21 protein-coding genes are annotated in these 22,915 nt (G+C 70.8%); 9 read left to right on the plus strand and 12 right to left on the minus strand.

From position 1 onward, the window contains the following. Nucleotides 1-16 precede the first annotated feature (16 nt). Complete coding sequence (locus tag E3328_RS03450; protein ID WP_135363225.1) at nt 17-1,159, minus strand: methyltransferase; 1,143 nt, start codon at nt 1,157-1,159, stop codon at nt 17-19. A 584-nt stretch (nt 1,160-1,743) separates the two neighbouring features. Here E3328_RS03450 and E3328_RS03455 point away from each other — a divergent pair. The 3 genes from E3328_RS03455 to E3328_RS03465 all read left to right on the plus strand — a co-directional run bounded on the left by E3328_RS03455 (nt 1,744) and on the right by E3328_RS03465 (nt 5,632). Then, nucleotides 1,744-2,208, plus strand: coding sequence for a GNAT family N-acetyltransferase (locus E3328_RS03455; protein WP_135363226.1), 465 nt, complete (start codon nt 1,744-1,746; stop codon nt 2,206-2,208). Between the two features lie 116 nt (nt 2,209-2,324). Next, entirely contained in the window at nt 2,325-4,967 is a 2,643-nt protein-coding gene (locus E3328_RS03460) for a heavy metal translocating P-type ATPase (RefSeq protein ID WP_135363227.1), read from the plus strand. A 149-nt stretch (nt 4,968-5,116) separates the two neighbouring features. Beyond that, nucleotides 5,117-5,632, plus strand: a complete 516-nt coding sequence (locus E3328_RS03465) for a plastocyanin/azurin family copper-binding protein (RefSeq protein WP_135363228.1) — start codon at nt 5,117-5,119, stop codon at nt 5,630-5,632. Nucleotides 5,633-5,666: 34 nt separating this feature from the next. Here the strand turns inward: E3328_RS03465 and purD are convergent, their stop codons facing one another. Beyond that, nucleotides 5,667-7,076 (minus strand): phosphoribosylamine--glycine ligase, encoded by a 1,410-nt coding sequence (gene purD, locus E3328_RS03470; protein ID WP_135363229.1) that lies wholly within the window; start codon nt 7,074-7,076, stop codon nt 5,667-5,669. 111 nt (nt 7,077-7,187) lie between these two features. On the opposite strand from purD, the gene E3328_RS03475 reads away from it, so the two are divergent. Together E3328_RS03475 and E3328_RS03480 are read left to right on the plus strand one after the other, a co-directional pair. Then, nucleotides 7,188-8,600: an NAD-dependent succinate-semialdehyde dehydrogenase gene (locus E3328_RS03475; protein ID WP_281275778.1), complete on the plus strand. Its 1,413-nt coding sequence runs from the start codon at nt 7,188-7,190 to the stop codon at nt 8,598-8,600. A 107-nt stretch (nt 8,601-8,707) separates the two neighbouring features. Then, nucleotides 8,708-10,903, plus strand: coding sequence for a thioredoxin domain-containing protein (locus E3328_RS03480; protein ID WP_135363231.1), 2,196 nt, complete (start codon nt 8,708-8,710; stop codon nt 10,901-10,903). Between the two features lie 91 nt (nt 10,904-10,994). Here E3328_RS03480 and E3328_RS03485 read toward each other — a convergent pair whose 3' ends face one another. Together E3328_RS03485 and E3328_RS03490 are read right to left on the minus strand one after the other, a co-directional pair. Continuing rightward, nucleotides 10,995-11,381, minus strand: a complete 387-nt coding sequence (locus E3328_RS03485) for a thioredoxin family protein (protein WP_135363232.1) — start codon at nt 11,379-11,381, stop codon at nt 10,995-10,997. A gap of 83 nt (nt 11,382-11,464) precedes the next feature. Next, nucleotides 11,465-11,902, minus strand: coding sequence for a DUF488 family protein, N3 subclade (locus tag E3328_RS03490; protein ID WP_135363233.1), 438 nt, complete (start codon nt 11,900-11,902; stop codon nt 11,465-11,467). Nucleotides 11,903-12,058: 156 nt separating this feature from the next. Here E3328_RS03490 and E3328_RS03495 point away from each other — a divergent pair, with 156 nt between their 5' ends. Then, on the plus strand, nt 12,059-12,997 hold the full coding sequence (locus E3328_RS03495; protein WP_135363234.1) for a hypothetical protein: 939 nt from the start codon (nt 12,059-12,061) through the stop codon (nt 12,995-12,997). Nucleotides 12,998-13,215: 218 nt separating this feature from the next. Beyond that, entirely contained in the window at nt 13,216-14,121 is a 906-nt protein-coding gene (locus E3328_RS03500; protein ID WP_135363235.1) for a PLP-dependent cysteine synthase family protein, read from the plus strand. A gap of 1 nt (nt 14,122) precedes the next feature. Here E3328_RS03500 and E3328_RS03505 read toward each other — a convergent pair whose 3' ends face one another. Next, complete coding sequence (locus E3328_RS03505; RefSeq protein WP_135363236.1) at nt 14,123-14,875, minus strand: zinc ribbon domain-containing protein; 753 nt, start codon at nt 14,873-14,875, stop codon at nt 14,123-14,125. Nucleotides 14,876-14,997: 122 nt separating this feature from the next. On the opposite strand from E3328_RS03505, the gene E3328_RS03510 reads away from it, so the two are divergent. Beyond that, on the plus strand, nt 14,998-16,749 hold the full coding sequence (locus tag E3328_RS03510; protein WP_135363237.1) for a MutS-related protein: 1,752 nt from the start codon (nt 14,998-15,000) through the stop codon (nt 16,747-16,749). A 90-nt stretch (nt 16,750-16,839) separates the two neighbouring features. Here E3328_RS03510 and E3328_RS21730 read toward each other — a convergent pair whose 3' ends face one another. The 3 genes from E3328_RS21730 to E3328_RS21735 form a co-directional block, all read right to left on the minus strand. Beyond that, on the minus strand, nt 16,840-16,980 hold the full coding sequence (locus tag E3328_RS21730; RefSeq protein WP_167837284.1) for a hypothetical protein: 141 nt from the start codon (nt 16,978-16,980) through the stop codon (nt 16,840-16,842). Between the two features lie 134 nt (nt 16,981-17,114). Beyond that, nucleotides 17,115-17,423, minus strand: coding sequence for a hypothetical protein (locus tag E3328_RS03515; protein ID WP_135363238.1), 309 nt, complete (start codon nt 17,421-17,423; stop codon nt 17,115-17,117). Between the two features lie 355 nt (nt 17,424-17,778). After that, a complete protein-coding gene (locus E3328_RS21735) occupies nt 17,779-17,946 on the minus strand; it encodes a hypothetical protein (RefSeq protein ID WP_167837285.1) in 168 nt (55 codons plus the stop codon). A 143-nt stretch (nt 17,947-18,089) separates the two neighbouring features. Between E3328_RS21735 and E3328_RS03520 the strand changes: the two genes are divergently transcribed. Next, nucleotides 18,090-18,317: a hypothetical protein gene (locus tag E3328_RS03520; RefSeq protein ID WP_135363239.1), complete on the plus strand. Its 228-nt coding sequence runs from the start codon at nt 18,090-18,092 to the stop codon at nt 18,315-18,317. A 33-nt stretch (nt 18,318-18,350) separates the two neighbouring features. On the opposite strand, the gene E3328_RS03525 is transcribed toward E3328_RS03520, so the two are convergent. The 4 genes from E3328_RS03525 to E3328_RS03540 all read right to left on the minus strand — a co-directional run bounded on the left by E3328_RS03525 (nt 18,351) and on the right by E3328_RS03540 (nt 22,763). Further along, the gene (locus E3328_RS03525; RefSeq protein WP_135363240.1) at nt 18,351-18,662 is read right to left on the minus strand and encodes a CGCGG family putative rSAM-modified RiPP protein; all 312 of its coding nucleotides are present in this window, start codon (nt 18,660-18,662) and stop codon (nt 18,351-18,353) included. Between the two features lie 68 nt (nt 18,663-18,730). Beyond that, complete coding sequence (locus E3328_RS03530; protein ID WP_135363241.1) at nt 18,731-20,662, minus strand: DEAD/DEAH box helicase; 1,932 nt, start codon at nt 20,660-20,662, stop codon at nt 18,731-18,733. 382 nt (nt 20,663-21,044) lie between these two features. Further along, nucleotides 21,045-21,809 (minus strand): IclR family transcriptional regulator, encoded by a 765-nt coding sequence (locus E3328_RS03535; protein ID WP_135363242.1) that lies wholly within the window; start codon nt 21,807-21,809, stop codon nt 21,045-21,047. 93 nt (nt 21,810-21,902) lie between these two features. Then, nucleotides 21,903-22,763, minus strand: a complete 861-nt coding sequence (locus E3328_RS03540) for a fumarylacetoacetate hydrolase family protein (RefSeq protein ID WP_135363243.1) — start codon at nt 22,761-22,763, stop codon at nt 21,903-21,905. Between the last annotated feature and the right edge of the window lie 152 nt (nt 22,764-22,915).

The following is a 22,915-nucleotide window of genomic DNA, read 5'->3' on the forward strand; positions in this document are numbered from 1 at the left end:
CGCCCGGCCGGCGGACTCAGTCGCTCGCCAGTCGGACGACGTGTTCGGCGCCGGTCGCGACCGTCTCCACGCGGTCGAACGGCGCGAAGTACCCGTCGAGGTCGAGCGCCCGGTGGTGGACGACCCAGCAGCGACCCCCGGGAGCGAGCACGGCGGCGGCCCCGCGGAGGAGGTCCGCGAGCACCCCGCTCCCGGCGTGGGTCGGCGGATTGCAGAGGATCGTGTCGAACGACTCGTGGGCGACGCCGGCCGTGCAGTCACCGGTGACGACCCGACCGTCGACGCCGTTGGCGGCCAGTGTCCGCTCGGCGGCCGCGGTCGCGAGCGCGTCGTCGTCGGTCGCCCACACCGAACAGTCGGCGGCGCGGCCCGCGCAGGCGGCGAGCGGGCCGTAGCCGCAGCAGAGGTCCAGGACCGCGTCGCCGTCCTCGACAATCGCCGTCTCGGCGAGCAGGCGCGTCCCGCCGTCGAGGGCGCCGGCGGCGAACAACCCGGGTGCGGTCACCAGTTCGAGGTCGGTCCCGTCGACCGTCGCGTCGATCCGGTCGAAAGGTGGATTGGGGCGGCCACCGTCGGCCGCCGGTGACTCCTCGGCGCGCAAGAGCGACCAGCCGTCGCGCTCGGCGACCGTCTCGACGGTCGTCGCGGCGCCGGCCAGCGCGTCCTCGTATCGGCCCAGTCCGGTCTCGGGCTTCGCTGCGAGATAGAGGGCCCCGCCGCTCACCAGCGAATCGAGCGCGGATCGGATACGCCGGATCCCGACCTCGATGGGGGCGTACGCTCTGGGAACGAAGACGGCAGTGTCGGCGCGCTCGTCGGCGGATCCGTCTATCGAGGCGAGGCCGGTCGCGAGTTCGACGGCCGCGTCGGCGCCGTTTTCGGCCGCGTTGCGCTCGCAGAGCGCGGCCGCGCGGGCGCTCGCCGTCGTCATCCGGACGCTCGTCGCTCGGTCGGCGAGGACGACGCCGACGACGCCGTAGCGGGCGCCGACCGTTCGGAGTCGCCCGAGGTCGCGGCCCCACAGGTGTTCGAGCGCAAGCAGTTCGCCGGGGCAGAACGCGTCGGCCGCCGCGACACCGTCGGCGGTGTGGAACTCGAACCGGTCCGGGCCGGCGTCCGTTCTCGACCCGAGGACGAGCGGCTCCCGGTCGGCGGTCATCTGCGACCTCCCCGGGCGGCGCCGCGGTCGCGAGTGTGCGAGCGGAACGGTACCGGACGGTGTGTGGTCGAACGGCGGGCGGTCGAACGGCAGGCGGCCGGACGGTGGACGGCTGGGCGGTGAACAGTCGGGCAGTTATCGAGGCTATGCAGTCGTGGGCGTGCGTGGCGTGGCATTCGGATGGTCGGCAGGGCTGGCGGTCGTCGACCGACTCAGAGCCGCGCCTCGGGAGTATCGCTACAGACGCCGTCGAGGAGACGGGCGCCGCTGTCCGCGAAGCGCGGCACCGGGTACCGAAAGCGCGACCGCCCGGAGAAGAGACGCGTCCGACAGCGACTCGGACGCGCGTCCGGACGGCGCACAGCCGGCGAGCCGGTCGAGCCCGCCCCGCCCGCGCGACCGCCGCTGCCGTCGGCGGTCTACGCGAGTCGGAGGGCGCGGCCCGACCTCGGGCCCTTGTCCATCCTGTCCGACGGTATTCGGCCGCCCTACAAATTCGTTTCCGTGCCGTGGACCCCGTTCACGCGTGGGACCGCGACCCGGCCCGGGACAACACGTATGCGGGCGCCGCTTGACCGGCGCGTATGGAACTCGTCGAAGCGACCCGCGACGACGTGGCGACGCTCGCCGAGTACTGGTACGACCTCGCCTCGGCGATGGAGCAGTACGACGAACTCAACGAGGTCGCCTACGACGGCCCCGAGCCCGCCGAGGCGGGGATCGAGGGCCTGCTGGCCGACGAGGACACGACGGTCTATCTGCTCACCGTGGACGACGGCGAGGGCGGCTATCTCGTCGTCCGCTCCGGTGAGCACCCGTCACGGGTCCACTCGGAGTACGTCGAGATCGTCGACCTGTACGTCGCGCCCGAATATCGGGACAGCGGCCACGGCAGCGACGCCCTCGACGCTGTCCAGCGGATCGCCCGCGAGCGGGGCGCCGACTACGTCGAGGTGTCCTGCGAGTGGGGCAACGACGGCGCCCGCCGGTTCTACCGGGACAACGGTTTCGAACCCAAACAGGTGACCTACGCTCGACGGGTCGACTGACGTTCGAACCGCCAACTGAGCGCCGAAACTAGTTGGGATCGAAAAATTGCCGTCGGGATTACCTTCGAAACACAGGCACAAACCGCATGAACGGGTAGCCCCTATATACAACCAACATGAGCGAGCGCACGACCAGGCTGGAACTCCACGGGATGAGCTGCGCGAACTGCTCGCAAACCATCGAGGAGCGGGTGGGGTCGCTGGCGGGCGTCTCCGAGGTCGACGCCAACTACGCGACCGACGAGGGGTCGGTCACGTACGACTCCGAGGAGACGAGCCTGCGTGAGATCTACGACGCTATCGAGGACGCCGGCTACGAGGCGGCGAGCGAGACGGTCTCCGTGGGGATCACGGACATGTCCTGCGCGAACTGCGCGGAGACCAACGAGTCGGCGCTGCTGGACACGCCCGGGGTGATCGACGCCGACGTGAACTACGCGACCGACGAGGGGACGGTCACCTACAACCCCGCCGAGGCGTCGCTCGACGATATCTACGACGCCATCGAGTCGGCCGGCTACACGCCCGTCCGGGAGGATGAGGGAGGCGAGGACGGCGACACCGGAGACACCGCCGACTCGTCCCGGGACCGCCAGCAGGCCGCGCGCGACGAGGAGATCCGCCGCCAGCGGAACCTGACGATCTTCGGCGCGGTGCTGTCGCTACCGCTGCTCGTGATGCTGGTCGACCACGTGTTCGGGCTCGGCGTCCTGCCGGAGGAGGTCGCGGGCGTCTCGGTCGGCTGGGGCGCGTTCGCGCTCGCGACGCCCGTCCAGTACGCGCTCGGCAAGGAGTTCTACGAGAACTCCTACAAGGCGGTCGTCAAGAACCGGACCGCGAACATGGACGTGCTGATAGCCCTGGGGTCGTCGACCGCCTACCTCTACTCGGTGGCCCGACTACTGGGATTCCCCGGCGAGGGGCTGTACTTCGACACCGCGGCCCTGATCCTCGTGTTCATCACGCTGGGCAACTACCTCGAGGCCCGCTCGAAGGGCCAGGCCTCCGAGGCGATCCGCTCGCTGCTGGAGATGGAGGCCGACACGGCGACGCTTGTCCGCGACGACGGGACCGAGGAGGAGGTCCCGCTCTCGGAGGTCGAGGTCGGCGACCGCCTCAAAGTGCGCCCGGGCGAGAAGATCCCGACCGACGCCGAAGTAGTGGAGGGCGACAGCGCGGTCGACGAGTCGATGGTCACCGGCGAGTCGGTGCCCGTCTCGAAGGAACCCGGCGACGAGGTGATCGGGTCGACCGTCAACCAGAACGGCGTGCTCATCGTCGAGGCCACGAAGGTCGGCGAGGAGACGGCCATCCAGCAGATCGTCTCCCGGGTCAAGGACGCCCAGAGCCGCCAGCCGGAGATCCAGAACGTCGCCGACCGCATCAGCTCCTACTTCGTCCCCGCGGTGATCCTGAACGCGCTGTTCTGGGGCGGCGTCTGGTACGCCTTCCCCGAGGCGATGGCCGGGTTCGTCGACTCCCTGCCGGTGTGGGGGCTCGCCGCGGGCGGCCCCGCGGCCGTGGGCGTCTTCGAGTTCGCGGTCGTCGTCTTCGCGTCGGCGGTACTGATCGCCTGTCCCTGCGCGCTGGGGCTGGCCACGCCCGCGGCGACGATGGTCGGGACCGCCATCGGCGCGCGCAACGGCGTGCTCTTCGAGGGCGGCGACATCCTCGAACGGGTCCGCGACGTGGACACCGTCGTCTTCGACAAGACCGGGACCCTGACGGAAGGCGAGATGGAGCTGACCGACGTGGTCGCGCTGCCCGCTACCGACGGCGGGGCCGTGGAGGGCGACGCGGCGACCGACGGCGGCGCCCTCGCCGAGCCCGAGGTGACGGAGGAGTTCGTCCTCGAGGTCGCCGCGAGCGCCGAGTCGGGCAGCGAACACCCGCTCGCCGAGGCCATCGTCTCCGGCGCCCGCGAGCGCGGCATCGACGTGGAAGATCCCGAGGACTTCGAGAACGTCCCCGGCCACGGCGTGAAGGCGACCACGAGCCACGGGCGCGTCCTCGTGGGCAACCGGAAGCTCATGCGCGAGGCGGACGTCGACGTGTCGCCCGCGGACGAGGCGATGGATCGGCTCGAACGCGAGGGCAAGACCGCGATGCTGGTCGCGCTCGCCGACGGTGAGGGCGCCGACGGGGCCGCCGGCGACTACCGGCTGCTCGGCGTCGTCGCCGACGCGGACACGGTCAAGGAGACGGCCGAGGCGGCCGTCTCGGAGCTCCGCGAGCGCGGGACGGACGTGTGGCTGATCACCGGCGACAACGAGCGGACCGCCGAGGCGGTCGCCGAGCGAGTGGGCATCGACCCGGACAACGTGATGGCCGGCGTCCTCCCGGAGGACAAGGCCGACGCCGTCGACGACATCCAGTCGGACGGCCGCCGCGCGATGATGGTCGGCGACGGCGTCAACGACGCGCCGGCGCTCGCGACGGCGTTCGTCGGCTGCGCCATCGGCAGCGGCACCGACGTTGCCATCGAGGCCGCCGACGTGACGCTGATGCGGTCGGACCCGCTGGACGTGGTGAAGGCCGTCCGCGTCTCGGAGGGGACCCTCTCGAAGATCAAGCAGAACCTCTTCTGGGCGCTGGGCTACAACACGGCGATGATCCCGCTGGCCTCGCTGGGGCTGCTCCAGCCGGTGCTCGCCGCGGCGGCGATGGCCGTCTCCAGCGTCTCCGTGCTGACCAACAGCCTCCTCTTTCGCCGGTACGAGCCCGACGAGGACTACCGGCTGCTCGGGTTCCTGCGCTGAGGGCGACCGGTCGGGAGGGTCGCCGCCGGTCGCCCGAACTGGTTCGGCCGGATCGGGCGTTTTCGCGCGGTTGACTGCACCGAGGCGGTCTATCACGGTCTGTATTGCGAACCCTCTTTTTCGTGGGCTACCAAGGGTCGAGTTGCGACATGACCGACGGAATCCGACGTCGACGGCTGCTCGGTGGTATCGGAGCGATGGCGACCGCGGGCGTCCTCGCGGGGTGCTCGACGGAGACATCCGGCGGAGACGGCGGTGACGGCGGAGACGCCGGTGACGGGGGCGACGGCGGCGACGGCGGCGGTGGCACGCCCTCGTGGCCCTCCTACCTCGACGACGCCCAGGGCGACACCAGTCAGGACGCCCGCGGCCAGAGCGAGGTCACGGTCGCGGTCGGGCCGGACGGCAACTTCGTCTACGACCCGGTGTACCTGCGCGTCGATTCGGGGACGACGGTCAACTTCGAGTTCGAATCGCCCAGCCACAACGTCAAGCCCGAGAGCCAGCCCGACGGCGGCTCCCTCGAGGGGACGGAGGGCGGCGAGATGGACGTCGTCGACCAGGGCGAGACGTACTCGGTCACGCTGGAGACGACCGGCATCTACACCTACTACTGCGGACCGCACGAGGGGACCGGCATGAAGGGCGGCATCTCCGTCGAGTAGAGACGGGGACGCCGGCTGCGGTTGTTTTACCGCGTCACTCGCCGCGCAGTTCGGCCACGTGGTCGATGCGCTGCTGGACCAGGTCGGGCTTGCCGATGTCGTGGCGGATGCGGACGCCGTCGCCGGCCGCTTCGAGCGCGTCCTCGGCGATCTCCTCGGCGACGGAGATAGTGTCGGCGATCCCGACGACCGCGAACGAGCGCGAGGTGGTCGTGTAGATGCCGTCGTCGCGCTCGTCGACCGAGGCGTAGAACAGCCGGACCTCCGGCGGGGACCCGCCGTCGGACCGCAGGCCCGACGAGGGTCGCGAAACGGCGTTTCGCTCACCGCCGTCGGCGACCGCGTTCGACTCGCCGCCGTCGCCGCGATAGCGCTCGTTGACGCGCTCGATGGTGTCCTCGTCGACGGTGACGCGGGCGCCGCTGTCGGGGTCGGTCGGGTAGCCCTCCGGGACGGCGTACTTGCAGACGGTCGCCCGCGGAGCGAAGGACAGCTGGGGGAGCGAGTCGCCGTCCCGCGCCGCGGTCAGCACGTCCAGGAAGTCGGTGTTGAGCACCGGGAGGGTGTTCATCGCCTCGGGGTCGCCGAAGCGGGCGTTGAACTCGACGACCTTGATGCCGTCGGCGGTGAGCATGAACTGGCCGTAGAGGACGCCCTTGTAGCCGTCCAGCGCGTCGACGGTCGCCTCCAGCACGTCGACGGCCTCCATGTAGTCGTCCTCGTCCATGAACGGGAGCTCCAGCGTCGCGTCGGAGTAGCTGCCCATCCCGCCGGTGTTCGGCCCCTCGTCGCCCTCGTAGGCGCGCTTGTGGTCCTGGACGGCCGGGGTGACGCGCACCTCGCCGTTGGCGACGAACGCCTGGACGGTGAACTCCTCGCCGACCAGCCGCTCTTCGAGGACGATCCGCTCGTAGTCGGACTCGCGGACGTACTCCTTGGCCTCCGCCTTGGTGATCTGGTCGCCGGTCACGCGGACGCCCTTGCCGCCGGTGAGTCCCGCCGGCTTGACCGCCAGGTCGCCGTCGAACTCGTCGATAAAGTCGCAGGCGGCGTCCATGTCCTCGAACGTCTCGAAGGTCGGACAGCCCGGGATGTCGTGCTGTTCCATGAACCGGCGCTGGAACGCCTTGTCCGTCTCGATGCGCGCCTCGGCCTCCTGCGGGCCGAACGTGAAGATGTCGGCGTCGTCCAGCGCGTCGGCGACGCCGGCCTCCAGGGCCGCCTCGGGACCGATCACCGCCAGCGTCGCGTCGACCTCGCGACCGTAGGCGGTCACGGCCGATGGGTTCGTGGTGTCCAGCGACTCGAAGCCCTCCGCGAGCCGAGCGATGCCGGGGTTGCGGTTGCCCGCACAGGCGTACAGGTCCGCGTCCGAATCGGCGAGCGCCCGGGCGATCGCGTGTTCGCGGCCGCCGCCGCCCACCAGCAGGACTGTCTCCGTCATATCCGGTAATCCGGCGCGGTGGGAGCCTAAAGGTTGCCTTTCGCGCGACGCGATCCGCGCGGGCGAGCCGGCTGCGGACCGAGCGACTGCCGCCGCCGTCAGCGCGGCCGACTGCCCGCGGGGCTCGCAAATAAGTGGGTCGCGGCCGATACTCGACCAGCGATGGAGGTCGTCAACCCCGCGACCGGCGAGCGCATCGACACCTACGAGGAAGCCGACGGGGCAGCCGTCGAGCGGACGCTGGCCGACGCCGACGCGGCCTTCGCGGAGTGGCGCGAGCGGCCGCTGGCCGACCGCGAGGAGCTGATCGCGTCGGCCGCCGACGTGCTCCGCGAGAACAAACGGGAGTACGCCGAGCTGATGACCCGGGAGATGGGCAAGCCGGTCTCCCAGGCCGAGTCCGAGATCGAGAAGTGCGCGTGGGTCTGCGAGCACTACGCCGAACACGCCCACGAGTACCTCTCGGAGGAGCACCACCCCAGCCCGCCCGGTACCGAGGTCAAGACCGTCTACGAGCCGCTGGGGGTCGTGCTGGCGGTGATGCCGTGGAACTTCCCGTTCTGGCAGGTGTTCCGCTTCCTCGCGCCGTATCTCACCGCCGGGAACGTCGGCGTGCTGAAACACGCCTCGAACGTCCCCGGCTGTGCCGAAGCCATCGAGGAGATCCTGCTGGAGGCCGGCTACCCCGAGGGCGTCTTCCAGTCGCTACTCGTCCCCTCCGACCGGGTCGAGGATATCATCGCGGACGACCGCGTCCGGGCGGCGACGCTCACCGGGAGCGGCCCCGCGGGTCGCGCCGTCGCGTCGGCCGCCGGCGACGAGCTGAAGAAGACGGTGCTGGAACTCGGCGGGAGCGACCCGTTCGTCGTCCTCGACGACGCCGACCTGGACGCCGCCGCCGAGACCGGCGCCTGGGCGCGCAACCTCAACGGCGGCCAGTCCTGCATCGCCGCCAAGCGTTTCGTCGTCCACACCGCCGTTTACGACGACTTCCTCGACCGCTTCGTCGACGAGGTCGAGTCGCTCTCCGTCGGTGATCCGACCGACGAGGACACCGAGGTCGGCCCCCAGGCACGCCAGGACCTCATGGAGGAACTCCACGAGCAGGTCGAGGCCAGCGTCGCGGCCGGCGCCGAGGTCGTCACCGGCGGCGAGCCGCTGGACCGCGAGGGCGCGTTCTACCCGCCGACGGTCCTGACGGACGTACCCGAGGGGTGCCCGGCCGACACCGAGGAGCTGTTCGGGCCGGTCGCGGCCGTCTACGAGGTCGACTCCGAGGACGCCGCGGTCGAGCGGGCCAACGATACCGAGTTCGGTCTCGGCGCGAGCGTCTGGACCGAGGACCGCGAGCGCGGCGAGCGGGTCGCCCGCCGGATCGACGCCGGCTGTACGTACGTCAACCAGCTCACGAAGTCCGACCCGCGAGTCCCGTTCGGCGGGGTCAAGCAGTCGGGGTACGGCCGCGAACTCTCCGAGGCGGGGATGAAGGAGTTCCTCAACCGCAAGACGGTCTGGATCGAGTAGTCGCTGGGGCGTCGGGGACCCGACAGGGAGTTCGGTGTCGTCGCGTCGGGTCGTCCCGACCGTCCCGTTCCCGGTTCCTTTTCGGCGTCCCCGGCGTACGGGCGTCCATGACCGACGCGGACCCCACCGCCCGCAACCGCCTCGACGAGGAGGAGAGCCCGTACCTCCGCCAGCACGCCGACAACCCCGTCAACTGGCAGCCCTGGGACGAGGCGGCCCTGGCGGCCGCCGAGGAGCAGGACAAGCCCATCTTCCTCTCGATCGGCTACGCCGCCTGCCACTGGTGTCACGTCATGGAGGAGGAGAGCTTCGAGGACGAGGACATCGCCGCGTTGCTCAACGAGCAGTTCGTCCCGATCAAGGTCGACCGCGAGGAGCGGCCGGACATCGACTCGGTGTACATGAGCATCTGCCAGCAGGTCAGCGGCCGCGGCGGCTGGCCGCTCAACGCCTGGCTCACGCCCGACGGCGAGCCCTTCTACGTCGGCACCTACTTCCCGCCGGAGCCCAAGCGCGGCACGCCCGGCTTCCGGCAACTGCTCGAAGACATCTCCGAGTCGTGGGCCGACCCCGAGCAGCGCGAGGAGATGGAGAACCGGGCCCGCCAGTGGACCGAGGCCATCGAGGACGACCTGGAGTCGACGCCCGACCAGCCCGGCGAGGCGCCCGACGAGGGCGTGCTCGACACGGTCGCGGGCGCCGCGCTCCGGGGCGCCGACCGGGAGTTCGGCGGCTGGGGCAAGGGCCAGAAGTTCCCCCAGCCCGGACGGCTGCGCGCCCTGATGCGCGCCCACGGGGCCGGCGGCCGCGACGCCTACCGCGAGGTCGTCGGGGAGACCCTCGACGCGATGGCCGACGGCGGGCTCTACGACCACGTCGGCGGCGGCTTCCACCGCTACACGACCGACCGGGAGTGGGTCGTCCCCCACTTCGAGAAGATGCTGTACGACAACGCCGAGCTCGCCCGCGCCTTCCTGACCGGCTACCAGTTCACCGGGCGCGAGCGCTACCGCGACACCGCCCGCGAGACGCTCGCGTTCGTCGAGCGCGAACTCACCCACCCCGACGGCGGGTTCTACAGCACGCTCGACGCCGAGAGCGTGGCCCCGACCGACGAGAGCGGCCACGACACGGACGAGGACGGGAGCGGCGAGCGCGAGGAGGGCGCCTTCTACGTCTGGACGCCCGACGGGATCGACGACGCGATCGCCGAGTACGGCCCCGAGCACGGGATCCCAGGCGAACAGGCGGACCTCGCGGCCGACATCTTCCGCGAGCGCTACGGCGTCACCGCGACCGGCAACTTCGAGGACGGGAAGACGGTGCTCACGCGGAGCGAGTCCGTCGAGTCGCTCGCCGACGACTACGGGCTCTCGTCCGACGACGCCGAGGAACTGCTCGACTCGGCGAGAGCGGCCGTCTTCGAGGCCCGCGAGGAACGCCCGCGCCCGCCCCGCGACGAGAAGGTGCTGGCGGGCTGGAACGGCCTGATGGTCTCGGCGTTCGCAGAGGCGGCGCTGGTCGACGACGAGACGTGGGCCGAGACGGCGACCGACGCGCTCGACTTCGCGCGCGAACAGCTGTGGGACGCCGACTCGGGGCGGCTCTCCCGGCGCTACAAGGACGGCGACGTGGCGATCCAGGGGTACCTGGAGGACTACGCGTTCCTCGCGCGCGGCGCGTTCGACACCTATCAGGTGACCGGCGAGGTCGAACACCTCGCGTTCGCGCTGGACCTCGCCCGGACCGTCGAGGCGGAGTTCTGGGACGACTCGGAGGGGACGCTGTATTTCACCCCCCAGAGCGGCGAGTCGCTGGTCGCCCGCCCGCAGGAGCTGGCCGACCAGTCGACCCCCTCCAGCGCGGGCGTGGCCGCCGAGTTGCTACTCGCGCTGGACGGGTTCGTCGCCCACGACCGCTTCGAGTCGGTCGCCGCCGGCGTGCTCGCCACCCACGGCAACCGGGTGGAGTCGAACCCCCAGCAGCACCCGTCGCTCGCGCTCGCCGCCGACACCTACCGCCGGGGCGCCCACGAACTCACGCTCGCCGCCGAGTCGTTGCCCGATTCCTGGCGCGAGACGCTCGCCGACACCTACGTCCCGCGGCGGGTGCTCGCGCCGCGGCCGCCGACCGACGACGCGCTCGACGCCTGGCTCGATACGCTCGGTCTCGCGGCGGCGCCGCCGATCTGGGCGAACCGCGAGGCGCGCGACGGCGAACCCACGGTGTACGCCTGCCGGTCGCGGGCCTGTTCGCCGCCGACCCACGACATCGACGAGGCGCTGGCGTGGTTCGAGGACTGACGGGGCTCTAGGATCGACGGGAAGGAGCGAGGACTGACGGAGAGGCGGGAGCGCGAGCGGAGAGGTGTGGGTCCGGTGGGACCGACCGCGCTCAGACGGAGGTCAGGTGGTCGAGCTCGCGGGCGAGGTAGACGGCGATGGGGACCGGTTCCTCCTCGACGAAGCGGGCGACCTCCTCGCCGTTCCGCTCCACGACGACCGTCGGGATGTACTCGATGTCGTACTCCTCGACCTTCGGGCCGACCTTCGTGCCGTCCTCTTCCTTCTCGACGGCGTACTCCTCGATCCGGTGGTCGGGGACCCCTGCGGCGTCGAGCGCCGCGCCGAAGTCCGGGAGCTGCGAGCGGCAGTCGATACACCAGTCGCCCCCCCAGACCTTGTAGGTGAGTTCGTCGCCGAGCGCCGCGAGCACGTCCACCGTCTCGGCGTAGGCCTCCTCGGTCCACACCGGGTTCGGGTCCATGGTCTCCAGTGACATACCAGTCTCTTGCGCACGGGGTGGCTTAACGACAACGCTCCGTTCACGCGCGCTGCGCTCGCCTCCGCGGCGTCACCGACGGTTCACTCCGCCAGCGCGGCCGCCCGCTCGCGGAGTTCGTCGTCGAGGATCCGCCGGTGACACCGCTTGTCGTCGCCCTCGAAGCAGACGAGCGCGACCGACTCCCCGTCGGCGACCCGTTCGGCCAGCGCCGAGAGCGCCTCGGCGGCCGCCCCGTTCGCGAGGTGCTCGCGGTAGCGCGCCTCGAAGTCGACCTCGCCCCAGGCGGCGTTGTGGGCCTCCTCGTCGCACAGCCCCTGGCGGCGGAAGTCCTCCTGGCGCTCCTTCGCCTCCGAGAGCAGCGACTCCGGCGGCCCGAGCTCGGGCCGGTTCTCGTCGACGAGCGCCGAGAACCACCCGGTCGGCCGGCGGACGACGCCGACGAGCGCGGCCTCCTCGGGCAGGTCGGCGATGTCGTGCTGGAGCGCGGCGGCGTACGTCTCCGCGACGGTTCCGGACACACCCGTCGCTACGGGCGAACGGCCGGAAAAAGTTACGTCGGCCGGTACCGATACTGCCGGAGTCGCGCGGGGACCGCCGATACCGGGTTGCCGGACTCGTTAGCTGTTGTCGCCGGTGAACTGGCCGCTCTCGTCGCGCTCCTGCTCCTGTGCGGAGTGCTTGCCGCCGCGGCGGCGGGCCTCCTGGGTCAGCCCCTGGGTGTTGCCCTGGCCGCCGCTCTGGCCGCTGCTCCGGTCGTCGCTGCTCCCGCCGCTCTGCCGCTGCTGGCGGCTCTGTTGCTGGTGACTCTGCTGCTGCTGTCCCTGCTGGCGGCCCTGTTGCTGGCCCTGGTGGCCGGCGAACTGGCCCTGCTGGTCGCGCTGCTGGGAGTGGGCCGAGTGCTGACCGCCGATGGATCGGCCCTGCTGGCCGCCGAACTGCTGGCCGCCCTGCTGGTGCTGCTGGCGACCTTGCTGCTGGCGACCTTGCTGCTGACGACCCTGTTGCTGGTGCTGCTGGCCCTGCTGGCCCTGCTGGCCGCCGAACTGCTGGCCGCCCTGCCGGTGGCCTTGCTGCTGACGACCCTGCTGCTGGTGCCCGCCTTGCGACGGCGACACGAACTGCCCGGACTGGTCACGGGGCAGCTGCTGGGCGATCTGGCGGTGTTCCTGCCGGAACTGCTGGGAGTGGCGCTGGTCCTGGGCGCCCTGGTCCGCGCCGCGGCCCTGCTGGCCGGGGAAACCGGTCTGCTGCCCACTGGGCTGCTGGCTGGCAGGGATCTGCCCCTGCTGCTGTCCTCGCTGGCCCTGCTGCTGGTGACTCTGCTGTGGCTGCTGACCTTGCTGACGCTGCTGGGGCTGCTGGTACTGCTGGCCTCGCTGGCCCTGCTGCTGACGGCTCTGCTGGTGGCCCTGCTGCTGCTGTCCCTGCTGGTGGCCCTGCTGCTGCTGTCCCTGCTGGCGGCCCTGTTGCTGGCCCTGGTGGCCGGCGAACTGGCCCTGCTGGTCGCGCTGCTGGGAGTGCGCAGAGTGCTGGCCGCCGATGGATCGGCCCTGCTGCTGGTTGTGCTGGCTCTGCTGTCGTCGGTTGTTCTGGTTGTCGTAGGGCATGGTTGATCAGATAGACCGCGGTGCTGTCACCGTTCGACAGTCGCCGTCGAGCGGCTCACCTGTCCGTTGACTCGGCACTCGAATGGCTGTTCGGCCTGCATAGGTAACCCGGAAGATCACACGACTCACCCCGCCAGCGGAGCCGATGCTGGACCCGTCACCGACGCCCGCACTCCCTGCCGCTGTCACGGGCCATTTAAGCGCTCGTGTCGTACGCGGGCGTAGTGAAAGAGAGCATCCTGGACACCATCGGGTCGCCGCTGGTCGCCGTCGACGCCCCCGACGGCGCGACGGTCGCGGCGAAGATCGAATCGTTCAACCCGGGCGGGTCGGCCAAGGACCGGCCCGCGAAGGGGATGGTCGAGGCCGCCGAGCGCGACGGGACGCTCTCGGAGGGCGACGCCATCGTCGAGCCGACGAGCGGCAACACCGGCATCGGGCTGGCCATGGTCGGCGCCGCGAAGGGCTACGACGTGACGCTCGTCATGCCCGCCTCGAAGTCCCCCGAGCGCCGGGAGATCATGCGCGCCTACGGCGCCGAGATCGAACTCGTCGACGGCGACATCTCCGACGCGAAAGAGCGCGCCGACGAACTCGAACGCGAGGAAGGCCACGTCCAGCTCCGGCAGTTCGACAACCCCGCCAACCCAGAGGCCCACTACCGGACGACCGGCCCGGAGATCCTCGAACAGCTCGACGGCCGCGAGCCCGACGCCTTCGTCGCCGGCGTCGGCACCGGCGGGACGATCTCCGGGATCGGTCGCCGCCTGCGCGAGGAGTTCCCCGATATCGAGATCGTCGCGGTCGAGCCGGCGAGCAACGCGGTCCTCTCGACCGGGGAAGCCGGCGACGACGACTTCCAGGGGATGGGGCCGGGCTTCGTCAGCGACAACCTCGACCGCGACCTGCTGGACGACGTGGAGACGGTCGAACTGGACGCCGCGGAGGCGGAGTGTCGCCGGCTCGCCCGCGAGGAGGGGATCTTCGTCGGCCAGTCCTCCGGCGGGACGAACCTCGTCGCCAAACGGGTGGCCGAGCGCCTGCTCGACGAGGGCGTCGCGGACCCGCTGGTCGTCACCGTCTACTGGGACAGCGGCGAGCGGTACATGTCGACCGGGATGTTCGACTGACTCAGTTCTCTCCCGTCTCTTCGGAGTCGGGCCGGGCGTCCTCGAACGCCCGCAGGTCGCCGCTGACCCGCCCGCTCGCCTGCCGGTGCATGAACCGCCCGAGCAGGGCGGCCAGCCCCGCGACGAGCAGGGCGACCGCTGCGACGGCCGTGACCGAGACCGAAAGGTCGCCCGCGGCGAGCCCGTTCCCGCCGAAGCGCAGGCCGACCGGGATCAGCGCGGTCCCGGCGGCGATCAGGTAGCAGCTCCGCGCGAACGCCTCGGCCGGGACGCGGGCGCGGGCGAGGTACGCGCCCGGAAGGAGCCAGCACCCGAGGAAGACCAGCGCGGCGTTCCATATCGAGAGCGGACGGACCGTGTTCGCGAGGAAGAGCCCAAGCGGCGCGAGCGGGAGCGCGACCGCGAGGCCGGCGACGACCATGACGCGCCCGGAGGCCCGCCGCTCGCCGCCCTCGACGGACAGCAGTTCCGCCGGGTCCCCGTCGAACCGGTCGTCCAGATCCGAGAGGGCGACCACCTCGCCGTCCTCGCCGATCGGTGTCGCACACCGGGGGCAGAACCGCGCGTCGGCCGGCAGCGGGTCGCCACACTCCGGACAGGGGAACTCCGCGGCGTCGACCGCGGCGGTGTCCTCGGCGTCGTCGCCCGTCGGCGGCTCCCCGGCGTCCCCGGCAACCGGGTCGCCGTCGCCCGCCCGGGGACCGTCCGGCTGGGCGTCGCCGTCAGCGCCGTCGGAGTCCCCTGAGTCGGTCATGGCGTCGGCTACGCGCTCGGCCGTCAAGAATCCCGCTCACCGTGGGCCGACCCCGTCGGGCTCGCACTCGCCGGGCGAGCGGACGAGAAACGACTTTACCGGCGGGGAGCCACCCACCGGGCATGCGACTGGAGGACTACTGGGGTATCGGGCCGAAGACCCGGGACCTGCTGGCCGACGAACTGGGCGTCGAGCGGGCGGTCGAGGCCGTCGAGACGGCCGACACCCGCGCGCTGGTCGCGGCCGGGCTCTCGCAGGGGCGGGCGACGCGCATCCTCCGGCGGGCGCAGGGCGGCGAGGCGATGGACGTGCTCGCCACGCGGGACACCCGCGAGGTCTACAAGGAGATCCTCGACCTCGCCGGCGAGTACGCGCTGACCGAGGACGCCGCCAGCCGGATCCGCATCCTCACGCCGCTGGGCTCCCGCGAGGAGATGGCCGAGCGCATCGACCGGGTGCTCGAAGCCCGCGCGGCCTGGACCGCGCTCGACGACGCGACCCGCCAGGCCGTCGAGGACGCCTTCGCGGAGGGCGACGAGGGCGGCGAACTCGCCGCGGTCCGGACCGCGCTCGCGCTCTCGGCGGCGGGCGTCTCCGAGGGCGTCTTCGAACCGATCGCCGAACTGGACGACGGGACGCTGGACGACGCGGCGGCCGCGCTCGCCGGGCTGCGGGGCGGCGACGACCGCATCGGCGAGGGGGCCGACGACCGGCTGGACTCGCTGCGGGCGACGCTCGCGAGCGTCGAGGACATGGCCGCGACGCCCCAGGGCGTCGCCGAGGAGGTCCAGTCCGGGGCCCGCGGCGCCGACGACTTCCGGGAGACGCTGGTGCGCCACGTGACGAGCGAGACGGACGTGGACGTGGCCCGGGTCCGGGAGGCGATGCCCGGTGAGGCCACCGACGCCGGCGACTTCGTGGCCGAGACGCTGCGGGCGCTCGCGGGCGACCTGCGGACCGCCGTCGAGCGGCGCGAGGCCGAGGTGGCCGACCGGCTGGAGGAGACGCTCGAATCGGCCCGCGAGGAGATCGACGCGGCCGTCACGGCGGTCGACGACGTGGCGCTGTACGTCTCGCTCGCCCGGTTCGCCGACGAGTTCGACCTCCAGCGGCCGACCTTCGTCGACCGCGAGACGGTCGCCGTCGAGAACGCTCGAAATCTCTCGCTGGTCGCGGGCGGGGCCTCGGTCCAGCCGGTCACCTACGCCGTCGGCGACCACGACCTCGACGTGGCGGCGGCGTCGGCCCCGCCGCGGGACCACCGCGTCGCGGTTCTCACGGGCGCGAACTCCGGCGGGAAGACCACCCTGCTGGAGACGCTCTGTCAGGTGCAACTGCTCGCCCAGATGGGCCTGCCGGTCCCCGCCGACAGCGCGGAGGTCGGGATCGTCGACACGGTCGTCTTCCACCGGCGCCACGCCAGTTTCAACGCGGGCGTCCTGGAGTCGACGCTGCGTTCGGTCGTCCCGCCGCTGACCGACGAGGGCCGGACGCTGATGCTCGTCGACGAGTTCGAGGCCATCACCGAACCGGGCAGCGCCGCGGACCTGCTCCACGGGCTGGTCCGCCTGAGCGTCGACCGCGGGGCGCTCGGCGTGTTCGTCACCCACCTCGCCGACGATCTGGAACCGCTCCCGCCCGAGGCGCGCGTCGACGGTATCTTCGCCGAGGGGCTGACCCCGGACCTGGACCTGGAGGTCGACTACCAGCCCCGCTTCGAGACCGTCGGCCGCTCGACCCCGGAGTTCATCGTCTCGCGGCTGGTCGCCAACGCCGGCGACCGGAGCGAGCGGGCTGGCTTCGAGACGCTCGCCGAGGCGGTCGGCGAGGAGGCCGTCCAGCGCACCCTCTCGGACGCCCGCTGGTCGGCCTGATACGGATTATTGCAAGCGTTTACCGGGTCGACCGCACGCAGTCGTGCGGTCGATCCCGGAATGACTTGCAATAATCCGTATGACCCGTTCTCAGACCGTCATCGTCGGCAGTAGTTCGCCGTCCGACGGGTCTTCCTCGGACTCCGTCCCGTCCTCCGATTCGTCGTCCGCCGATCGGTCCCGTGTCTCGTCGCCGCGCGACGCGTACTCGGGCGCAATGATGCACAACATGGCTCTCACCAGGCTCCCCGGCGGGGATCGAACCCGCCGCTCCGGCCGTCTGCCGGCGTCACGCCGCTGTGACCGCGGGGAGCGAAGGGCCGGGGCGACCCCGTCGCGGGGTCGCCGTCGGTAGTCGCCGCCGTTCACGCCTCGGCCGCCTCGGCCACGGGGACGCTCGCTTCCATGATGCCGAAGCCGTCTTCGAGGGTCTCCCGGACGGCGTCGGGGTCGACCTCGTGGTCGGGGAGGACGACCCACACCGTCGCGGTGACGCGGATGTCCGTCGCACGGGGCGTCACGTCGGTCACGCCCGTAACCTCGGCCGTCTCGACGCCGGCCGCGTCGGCGACGACCGTCCGGACGCCGCTCTCGAGGTCCGCCATCGTGTCCCGGGGGACCCACAGGTCTATCTCCGCCGTCGCTTCCACCTGGGTAGTGGCATGGACTGCCATACGACGCCCGGCGCGAGTCGAACGCGCCGCCCGCTGCCTCCGAGGGGCGTCCGGAGCGCAGTGATGCCTCTGGCCGGCACAGCTGGCGCTGGTTCACCCTCGCGCCCGACCGGCGAGCCGACGAGACCGGCTCGCGTCCGGTCACCGCCGGATCGACGACCGCCGGACGGGCGCGAGTCTGGGGGGCTGAGCGTATCGTGACTGCGGCGTCGCGGGGACGGGACCGTCGGGACTTCGGAGCCTGCCGTCAGGCGGGACGGACCCGTGGCCACGACGCGGTTGTCACAGGAAGAGCCCAGATGGGCTCGAACCGACGGCCGTCACCGGACTGGGAGCCCGGGCGGCCTGCGGACCTTCACGCGGCGATGGGTTCGAGCGTGCGGTCGACCCCGTCGAACCGAACCCGCGCAGGAATCCGCATGCCGTTGCCCACCGGCGCATCGGTGGACACGGCGGACCCGGCGTCGGGGCAGGCCGAGCCGTCGGCCCCTGCGGACGCCGGATACGCGCTGAGTTCGGTCATGGTCGGGATCACCGCTCGTCTGGGAGCGTACCCGATACGTCTACACGGATTTATATTAAATTTTTTGCAGGTATGGCAGTCATTGACACGCGATACCCCTCGGGAGGGTCACATTTATCCCCTCCATCGCCGAAGTAACCGGTATGCAGAAACGGATCAAACGCGTCCTGAGCCGTGCTCGCTACGCAGCCATCGGCGCCGCCGTCGGCGCCGGGATCGGGGGTCTCGTCGGCCGCAACGCCGCCAGTACCGGCGGCGCTCTCGGCGCTATCGTCGGCGCGACGATCGGCGAGAAGCGGGTCTCCGTCGACTCGTTCATCGACGACGTCAAGGAGAAACGCGCCGAGCGCGAGGAGCTCGACGACGACTGACCGCGGCGAGGGGGCGGTTCGGCCGCCCGCCGCTCAGACCGGTTCTTCGACGTGTGCGCGGGTGACGTGCCCGCCACAGCCGCACTGTTCGACGTACTCGTAGCGGACGGCGTCGCCGAAAAACTCCTCCAGCACCTCGTAGAGATACGTCTCCGGGTGGCCGTGCTCGCCGTGGGTGACGAGGTTGACGTGGTTGCCCGGGGCCGTGTGTTCGACGGCGTCGAGCGCCTGCGAGACGACGAGGTCGCGGTCCTCCCCGTGGTGGGGCTTCTCCAGGTTCGCGGACCAGGAGTTGTCGTGGACGTGGTCGGTCACCGGCTCCACGTCGTCGTGGCTGACGGACATAGCGATCCGTACGGGTCGCTCACGCGAACCGCTGGCGCCGAACATGTTCCCTCGTCCCGGGTCGGTCCTCAGGCGAGACTCGGGTCGTCGTCTTCCCCGGGCGGTTCGTCGTCTTCCTCCGCGGGCCCGTCGGGTTCCGGCTCGTCGCCGGCGCCCGCTTCCCCCGAGTCCCCCTCGTCGCCGTCGTCGTCGGGTCCCTCGACGGTGCGTTCGCGGACCTGGACGCCCTTGCCGGCGAGGTAGCGCATCTGTCGGCGGGCGAACTCCTCCTCGCGGGCGCCCTGCGTGGCGAGGACGTACATCAGCGCCCGCCCGGCCGGCCGCATCGTCCGGCCGGCGCGCTGGGTGCCCTGCCGGCGGGAGCCGCCCAGTCCGGACGCGACGATAGCCAGCGAGGCGTCCGGGAGGTCGATCCCCTCGTCGCCGACCCTGGAGACGACCAGCGTGTCCAGCGACCCCTCGCGGAACTGCTCGAACTTCCGGGCGCGCTCGTGGTGGGGCGTGTCGCCGCTGATAAACGGCGCGTCCAGCGCCGCGGCCAGCTCGCGGCCCTGGTCGAGGTAGTCGACGAACACCAGCGCCTTCTGCTCGGGGTGTTCCCGGAGGATCCGCCGCGTCTCCTCGACCTTCGCCGGGTTCGAGGCGGCGATCTGGCGGCGTTCGTGGCCCTCGCTGCCGACGTACTCGTTGCGGTGGTCGTCGTCCGTCCAGGGGACGTAGCGGATCTCGACGGTCGGCTCGGCGACGAACCCCTCGTCGAACAGCGCGTCCCAGTCGGTGCCGATCGGCGGCCCGATCAACGTGAAGATCTCCTCCTGCAGGTCGTCCTCCCGGACGGGCGACGCCGAGAGCCCGAGCCGGTGGCGCGTCTGGAGGTTCGCGCTCCGGCGGTACACGTCGCTGGGGACGTGCTGGACCTCGTCGTAGACGATGAGTCCCCACTCCCGGGAGTCGAACAGGTGCCGGTGGCGGTCCATCCCCGCCGTCTGGTAGGTGGCGACCGTGACCGGTCGAATATCCTTCTTGCCGCCGTGGTACTCGCCGACCTGGCTCTCGTCGAGCGTCGTGTGCGCGAGCAGTTCGTCGCGCCACTGCCGGACGAGTTCGCGGCTGGGCACGAGGATCAGGGTCTCGCCGGCGACCCGCTCGACGATGCCCATCGCGGCGACGGTCTTGCCGCTCCCGGGGGGCCCGACCAGCACGCCCGATTTCGTCTCCATGAACCGACTCACCCAGTCGTGCTGGTACTCCCGCAGGTCGAGGTTGAGGGTGAGATCGAGGGGGTCCCCGGACTCCAGGTCCCGCTCGTCCTGGACGGGGTAGCCCGCCTCGTAGAGGATCCGCTTGACCTCGGCGGTGGCCTCCTCGGCGACCCAGCTCTCGGTGTCGGAGATCGGCGCCCGGAGGTGCTCGTCGCCGAGTTTCTGCCGGGCGACGTTGCCCATCAGGTTCTCCGTCGCCGCCTCGAGGACGACGTAGCCGTCCTCGTGGGTCTTCAGGGTGAACTGGTGGGCGCGTTTCCACTGGTCGCCGATCCACTCCTCCAGGTCGGGATACCGCTGGGGCAGCACGTCCCGGACCGTCCCGAGCAGCCCCTCCAGGTCCTCGTAGGGGGCCTGCCACACGTCGGAGTCGTCGATCTCGTAGACGTAGCCGCCGTCGCCGTTGGTGTCGACCAGTCGCGCGAACTGCGAGAGCTGGGCGCGGGTGAACTGCGCGGGCCGGTCGACGACGATCTGGCGGCGGTCGGGGAAGACGACGAACCGCTCGCGGTCGGCGTAGTCGGTCCACTCCGCCGGGTACCAGACCGTCGGGTCCTGGGACACGTCCCGGCTCACCACCGACCCCTCCCGTTCGAGGTCGGCGAGCCACGACTCGACCGCCTCGCGGGGCTCCTCGGCGTTGCGGGCCACCTCCTCGGTCGTCAACACGGGGTTGCCCGCCGCCTCGACCGCCTCGTGGAACCGGTCCAGCGACGGCTCCCCCTGGTCGTCTGTCACGCTCGCCGGTTAGCGACGGCGGGTCAAGGGGGTTTCGTCTGCGCGTGCGACCCTCGTTGACTCGACATACCCCGAAAACATATAAATACTGTCATAGACAGGCTACTGTTATACGCCGAGGCCGCGTGTATTTCGAGCCTCGACCCGGACAGAAGAACGTCCCACTCAAAGCCGATGCGACGCCGTATCGTCCGGAGATCCGGGTCGCGTTTCGAAACGCCGTGACGGTATCGGCTTCGGGTCCCGGATATCACTAGGTACCATCGTAGCGGCGTCTGAGGCGGATTTACGGAATATGCGTATCAGCGGAGCGCGCAGAGCGCGGAAGTAATTGCGATTCGATTATTTCGTCGAAGTTACGGAAAGTTGGGATGTCGTGGAGCTACGAGTAGGTGACGTTGAGTTCGAGGACGTTGGCGGTTTCGAGGACGCGCTTGGGGAGTTCCTCGCGGAAGCGGTGGTCCTCGAAGCGGTGGGAGGGGCCGGAGACGGAGATCGCGCCGAGGACGCGGTCATCGTTGCTGAGGACGGGCGCGGCGACGCAACGCAGGCCCGACAGGCGTTCCTCGTCGTCGAACGCGACGCCGCGCTCGCGGATCTCGGCGAGGTTCTCGAACAGCTCGTCGCGGTCCGTGACGGTGCGCTCGGTCGTCTCGGGGAGGCCGTGGCGGTCGATGATCTCGTCGACGCGCTCCTCGGAGAGGTGGGCGAGGATCGCCTTGCCCAGCGCGGTGCTGTGGAGACAGACCCGGTTGCCCACGTGTTCTTTCACGCGGACGGCGTTCTCGCCGCGGGTCCGGTAGAGGTAGGTGCCTTTGCCGTGTTCCTCGACGAGCAGGTTGCAGAGCTCGCCGGTCTCGTCGGCCAGCCGGTCGAGCTCCGGCCGGGCGATCTCGAAGATCTGCGACTGGTTGCGGGCGTACGCGCCGTGTTCGAGAAACCGGAGGCCGATGCGGTACTCGTCGCCGTCCTTGACGACGTAGGCCTCCTGTTCGAGCGTGCTCAGGTAGTTGTGGACCGTGCTCTTGGGCAGGTCCAGGTGCGTCGACAGCTCCGTCACGCCCGCGCCCCCCAGCTCCTGCAGCCCACCGATTATCCGGAAGGTGCGTTCGACCGATTTCACCGTGTTCCGCGCGGTCTGCGCCATACCCGGGCCAATACACTGGGTGGTAATAACCGTTCTGCAATCGCAAACGGTCGTTCAGAAATTCACTCGGAACCGAGCCAATCTTCGAAGCCGTCAGACCGTCGTGACCGGGTTCATCAGCGTCCCGATGTCCTCGATATCGATCTCGACGAGGTCGCCCTCGCGGAGAGTGAAATCGCCCTCGGGGACGAGCGCCGTTCCGGTCATCAGAACGGTCAGGTCGGGGACGACGTTGTGGCGGGTCAGGTAGGAGGCCAGTTCCTCGCAGGTGCGGACCATCTCGCCGGTGTTGGTCGCGCCCTCGTAGACGACCTCGCCGTCGCGGTGGATCTGCATCGTCATCTCCAGGTCGTGGGGGTCGTCGACCGCGCCCGCGGAGGTGACGCACGGGCCGAGCGCGGCACAGCGGTCGTACACCTTCGCCTGCGGGAGGTAGAGGGGGTTCTCGCCCTCGATCGAGCGGCTGGACATGTCGTTGCCGATGGTGAACCCGACGATCTCCCCCTGGTAGAGGACGGCGGCGAGTTCGGGCTCGGGGGTGTCCCAGGTCGAGTCGCCGCGGATGCCGACGTGGTCGTTCGGGCCGACGGTCCGGCTGGGCGTCGCCTTGAAGAAGACCTCCGGGCGCTCGCTCTCGTAGACGTCGATGTACACGTCCGGTTTGTCGCTCTCCTCCTGGCGGGCCTCCTCGCTGATCTGGTAGGTGACGCCGGAGGCCCACACCTCGGGCGGTTCGACGGGCAGGACCAGGTCGTCGTCCTCGAAGTCGATCTCCTCGGCGTCGTCGAGATAGGCCTCGGCGGCCTCGTCGAGGCCGTGGCGCGTCTCGTCGGCCGCGAGCAGCTCGACGACCGTCGACGGGCCGTCGGGCGCGCTCGTCAGGTCGTAGGCGTCGTCTCCGTCGGACACTACCAGCCGCTCGTCGTCCCCGCGCGTCACTCGAAAGTATCTCATGCTACTCACTGTGATGGACAGCCAGTATTTAGTTTTGCCGGGCCGCGGTCGACGCCGCGGATCGCGACACCACGACCCCGTCGCGGGGCCGGCGGCCCCGACCGCCGAGGCGTCCGGGTGAGCGTCGACCGTCCGCGAACGGGCCGTATCCA

The organism is Halosimplex halophilum, assembly GCF_004698125.1.
Classification (GTDB): Archaea; Halobacteriota; Halobacteria; order Halobacteriales; family Haloarculaceae; genus Halosimplex; species Halosimplex halophilum.

Bases quoted from the DNA above. Each gene is read 5' to 3' on its own strand.
- E3328_RS03505 (WP_135363236.1), bottom strand. From the start codon at position 14,875: ATGACCGACTCAGGGGACTCCGACGGCGCTGACGGCGACGCCCAGCCG.
- E3328_RS03450 (WP_135363225.1), bottom strand. From the start codon at position 1,159: ATGACCGCCGACCGGGAGCCGCTCGTCCTCGGGTCGAGAACGGACGCC.
- E3328_RS03460 (WP_135363227.1), top strand. From the start codon at position 2,325: ATGAGCGAGCGCACGACCAGGCTGGAACTCCACGGGATGAGCTGCGCG.
- E3328_RS03480 (WP_135363231.1), top strand. From the start codon at position 8,708: ATGACCGACGCGGACCCCACCGCCCGCAACCGCCTCGACGAGGAGGAG.
- E3328_RS03515 (WP_135363238.1), bottom strand. From the start codon at position 17,423: ATGGCAGTCCATGCCACTACCCAGGTGGAAGCGACGGCGGAGATAGAC.
- E3328_RS03540 (WP_135363243.1), bottom strand. From the start codon at position 22,763: ATGAGATACTTTCGAGTGACGCGCGGGGACGACGAGCGGCTGGTAGTG.
- E3328_RS21735 (WP_167837285.1), bottom strand. From the start codon at position 17,946: ATGACCGAACTCAGCGCGTATCCGGCGTCCGCAGGGGCCGACGGCTCG.
- E3328_RS03465 (WP_135363228.1), top strand. From the start codon at position 5,117: ATGACCGACGGAATCCGACGTCGACGGCTGCTCGGTGGTATCGGAGCG.
- E3328_RS03485 (WP_135363232.1), bottom strand. From the start codon at position 11,381: ATGTCACTGGAGACCATGGACCCGAACCCGGTGTGGACCGAGGAGGCC.
- E3328_RS03510 (WP_135363237.1), top strand. From the start codon at position 14,998: ATGCGACTGGAGGACTACTGGGGTATCGGGCCGAAGACCCGGGACCTG.
- E3328_RS03535 (WP_135363242.1), bottom strand. From the start codon at position 21,809: ATGGCGCAGACCGCGCGGAACACGGTGAAATCGGTCGAACGCACCTTC.
- E3328_RS03455 (WP_135363226.1), top strand. From the start codon at position 1,744: ATGGAACTCGTCGAAGCGACCCGCGACGACGTGGCGACGCTCGCCGAG.
- E3328_RS03525 (WP_135363240.1), bottom strand. From the start codon at position 18,662: ATGTCCGTCAGCCACGACGACGTGGAGCCGGTGACCGACCACGTCCAC.
- E3328_RS03520 (WP_135363239.1), top strand. From the start codon at position 18,090: ATGCAGAAACGGATCAAACGCGTCCTGAGCCGTGCTCGCTACGCAGCC.
- purD (WP_135363229.1), bottom strand. From the start codon at position 7,076: ATGACGGAGACAGTCCTGCTGGTGGGCGGCGGCGGCCGCGAACACGCG.
- E3328_RS21730 (WP_167837284.1), bottom strand. From the start codon at position 16,980: ATGTTGTGCATCATTGCGCCCGAGTACGCGTCGCGCGGCGACGAGACA.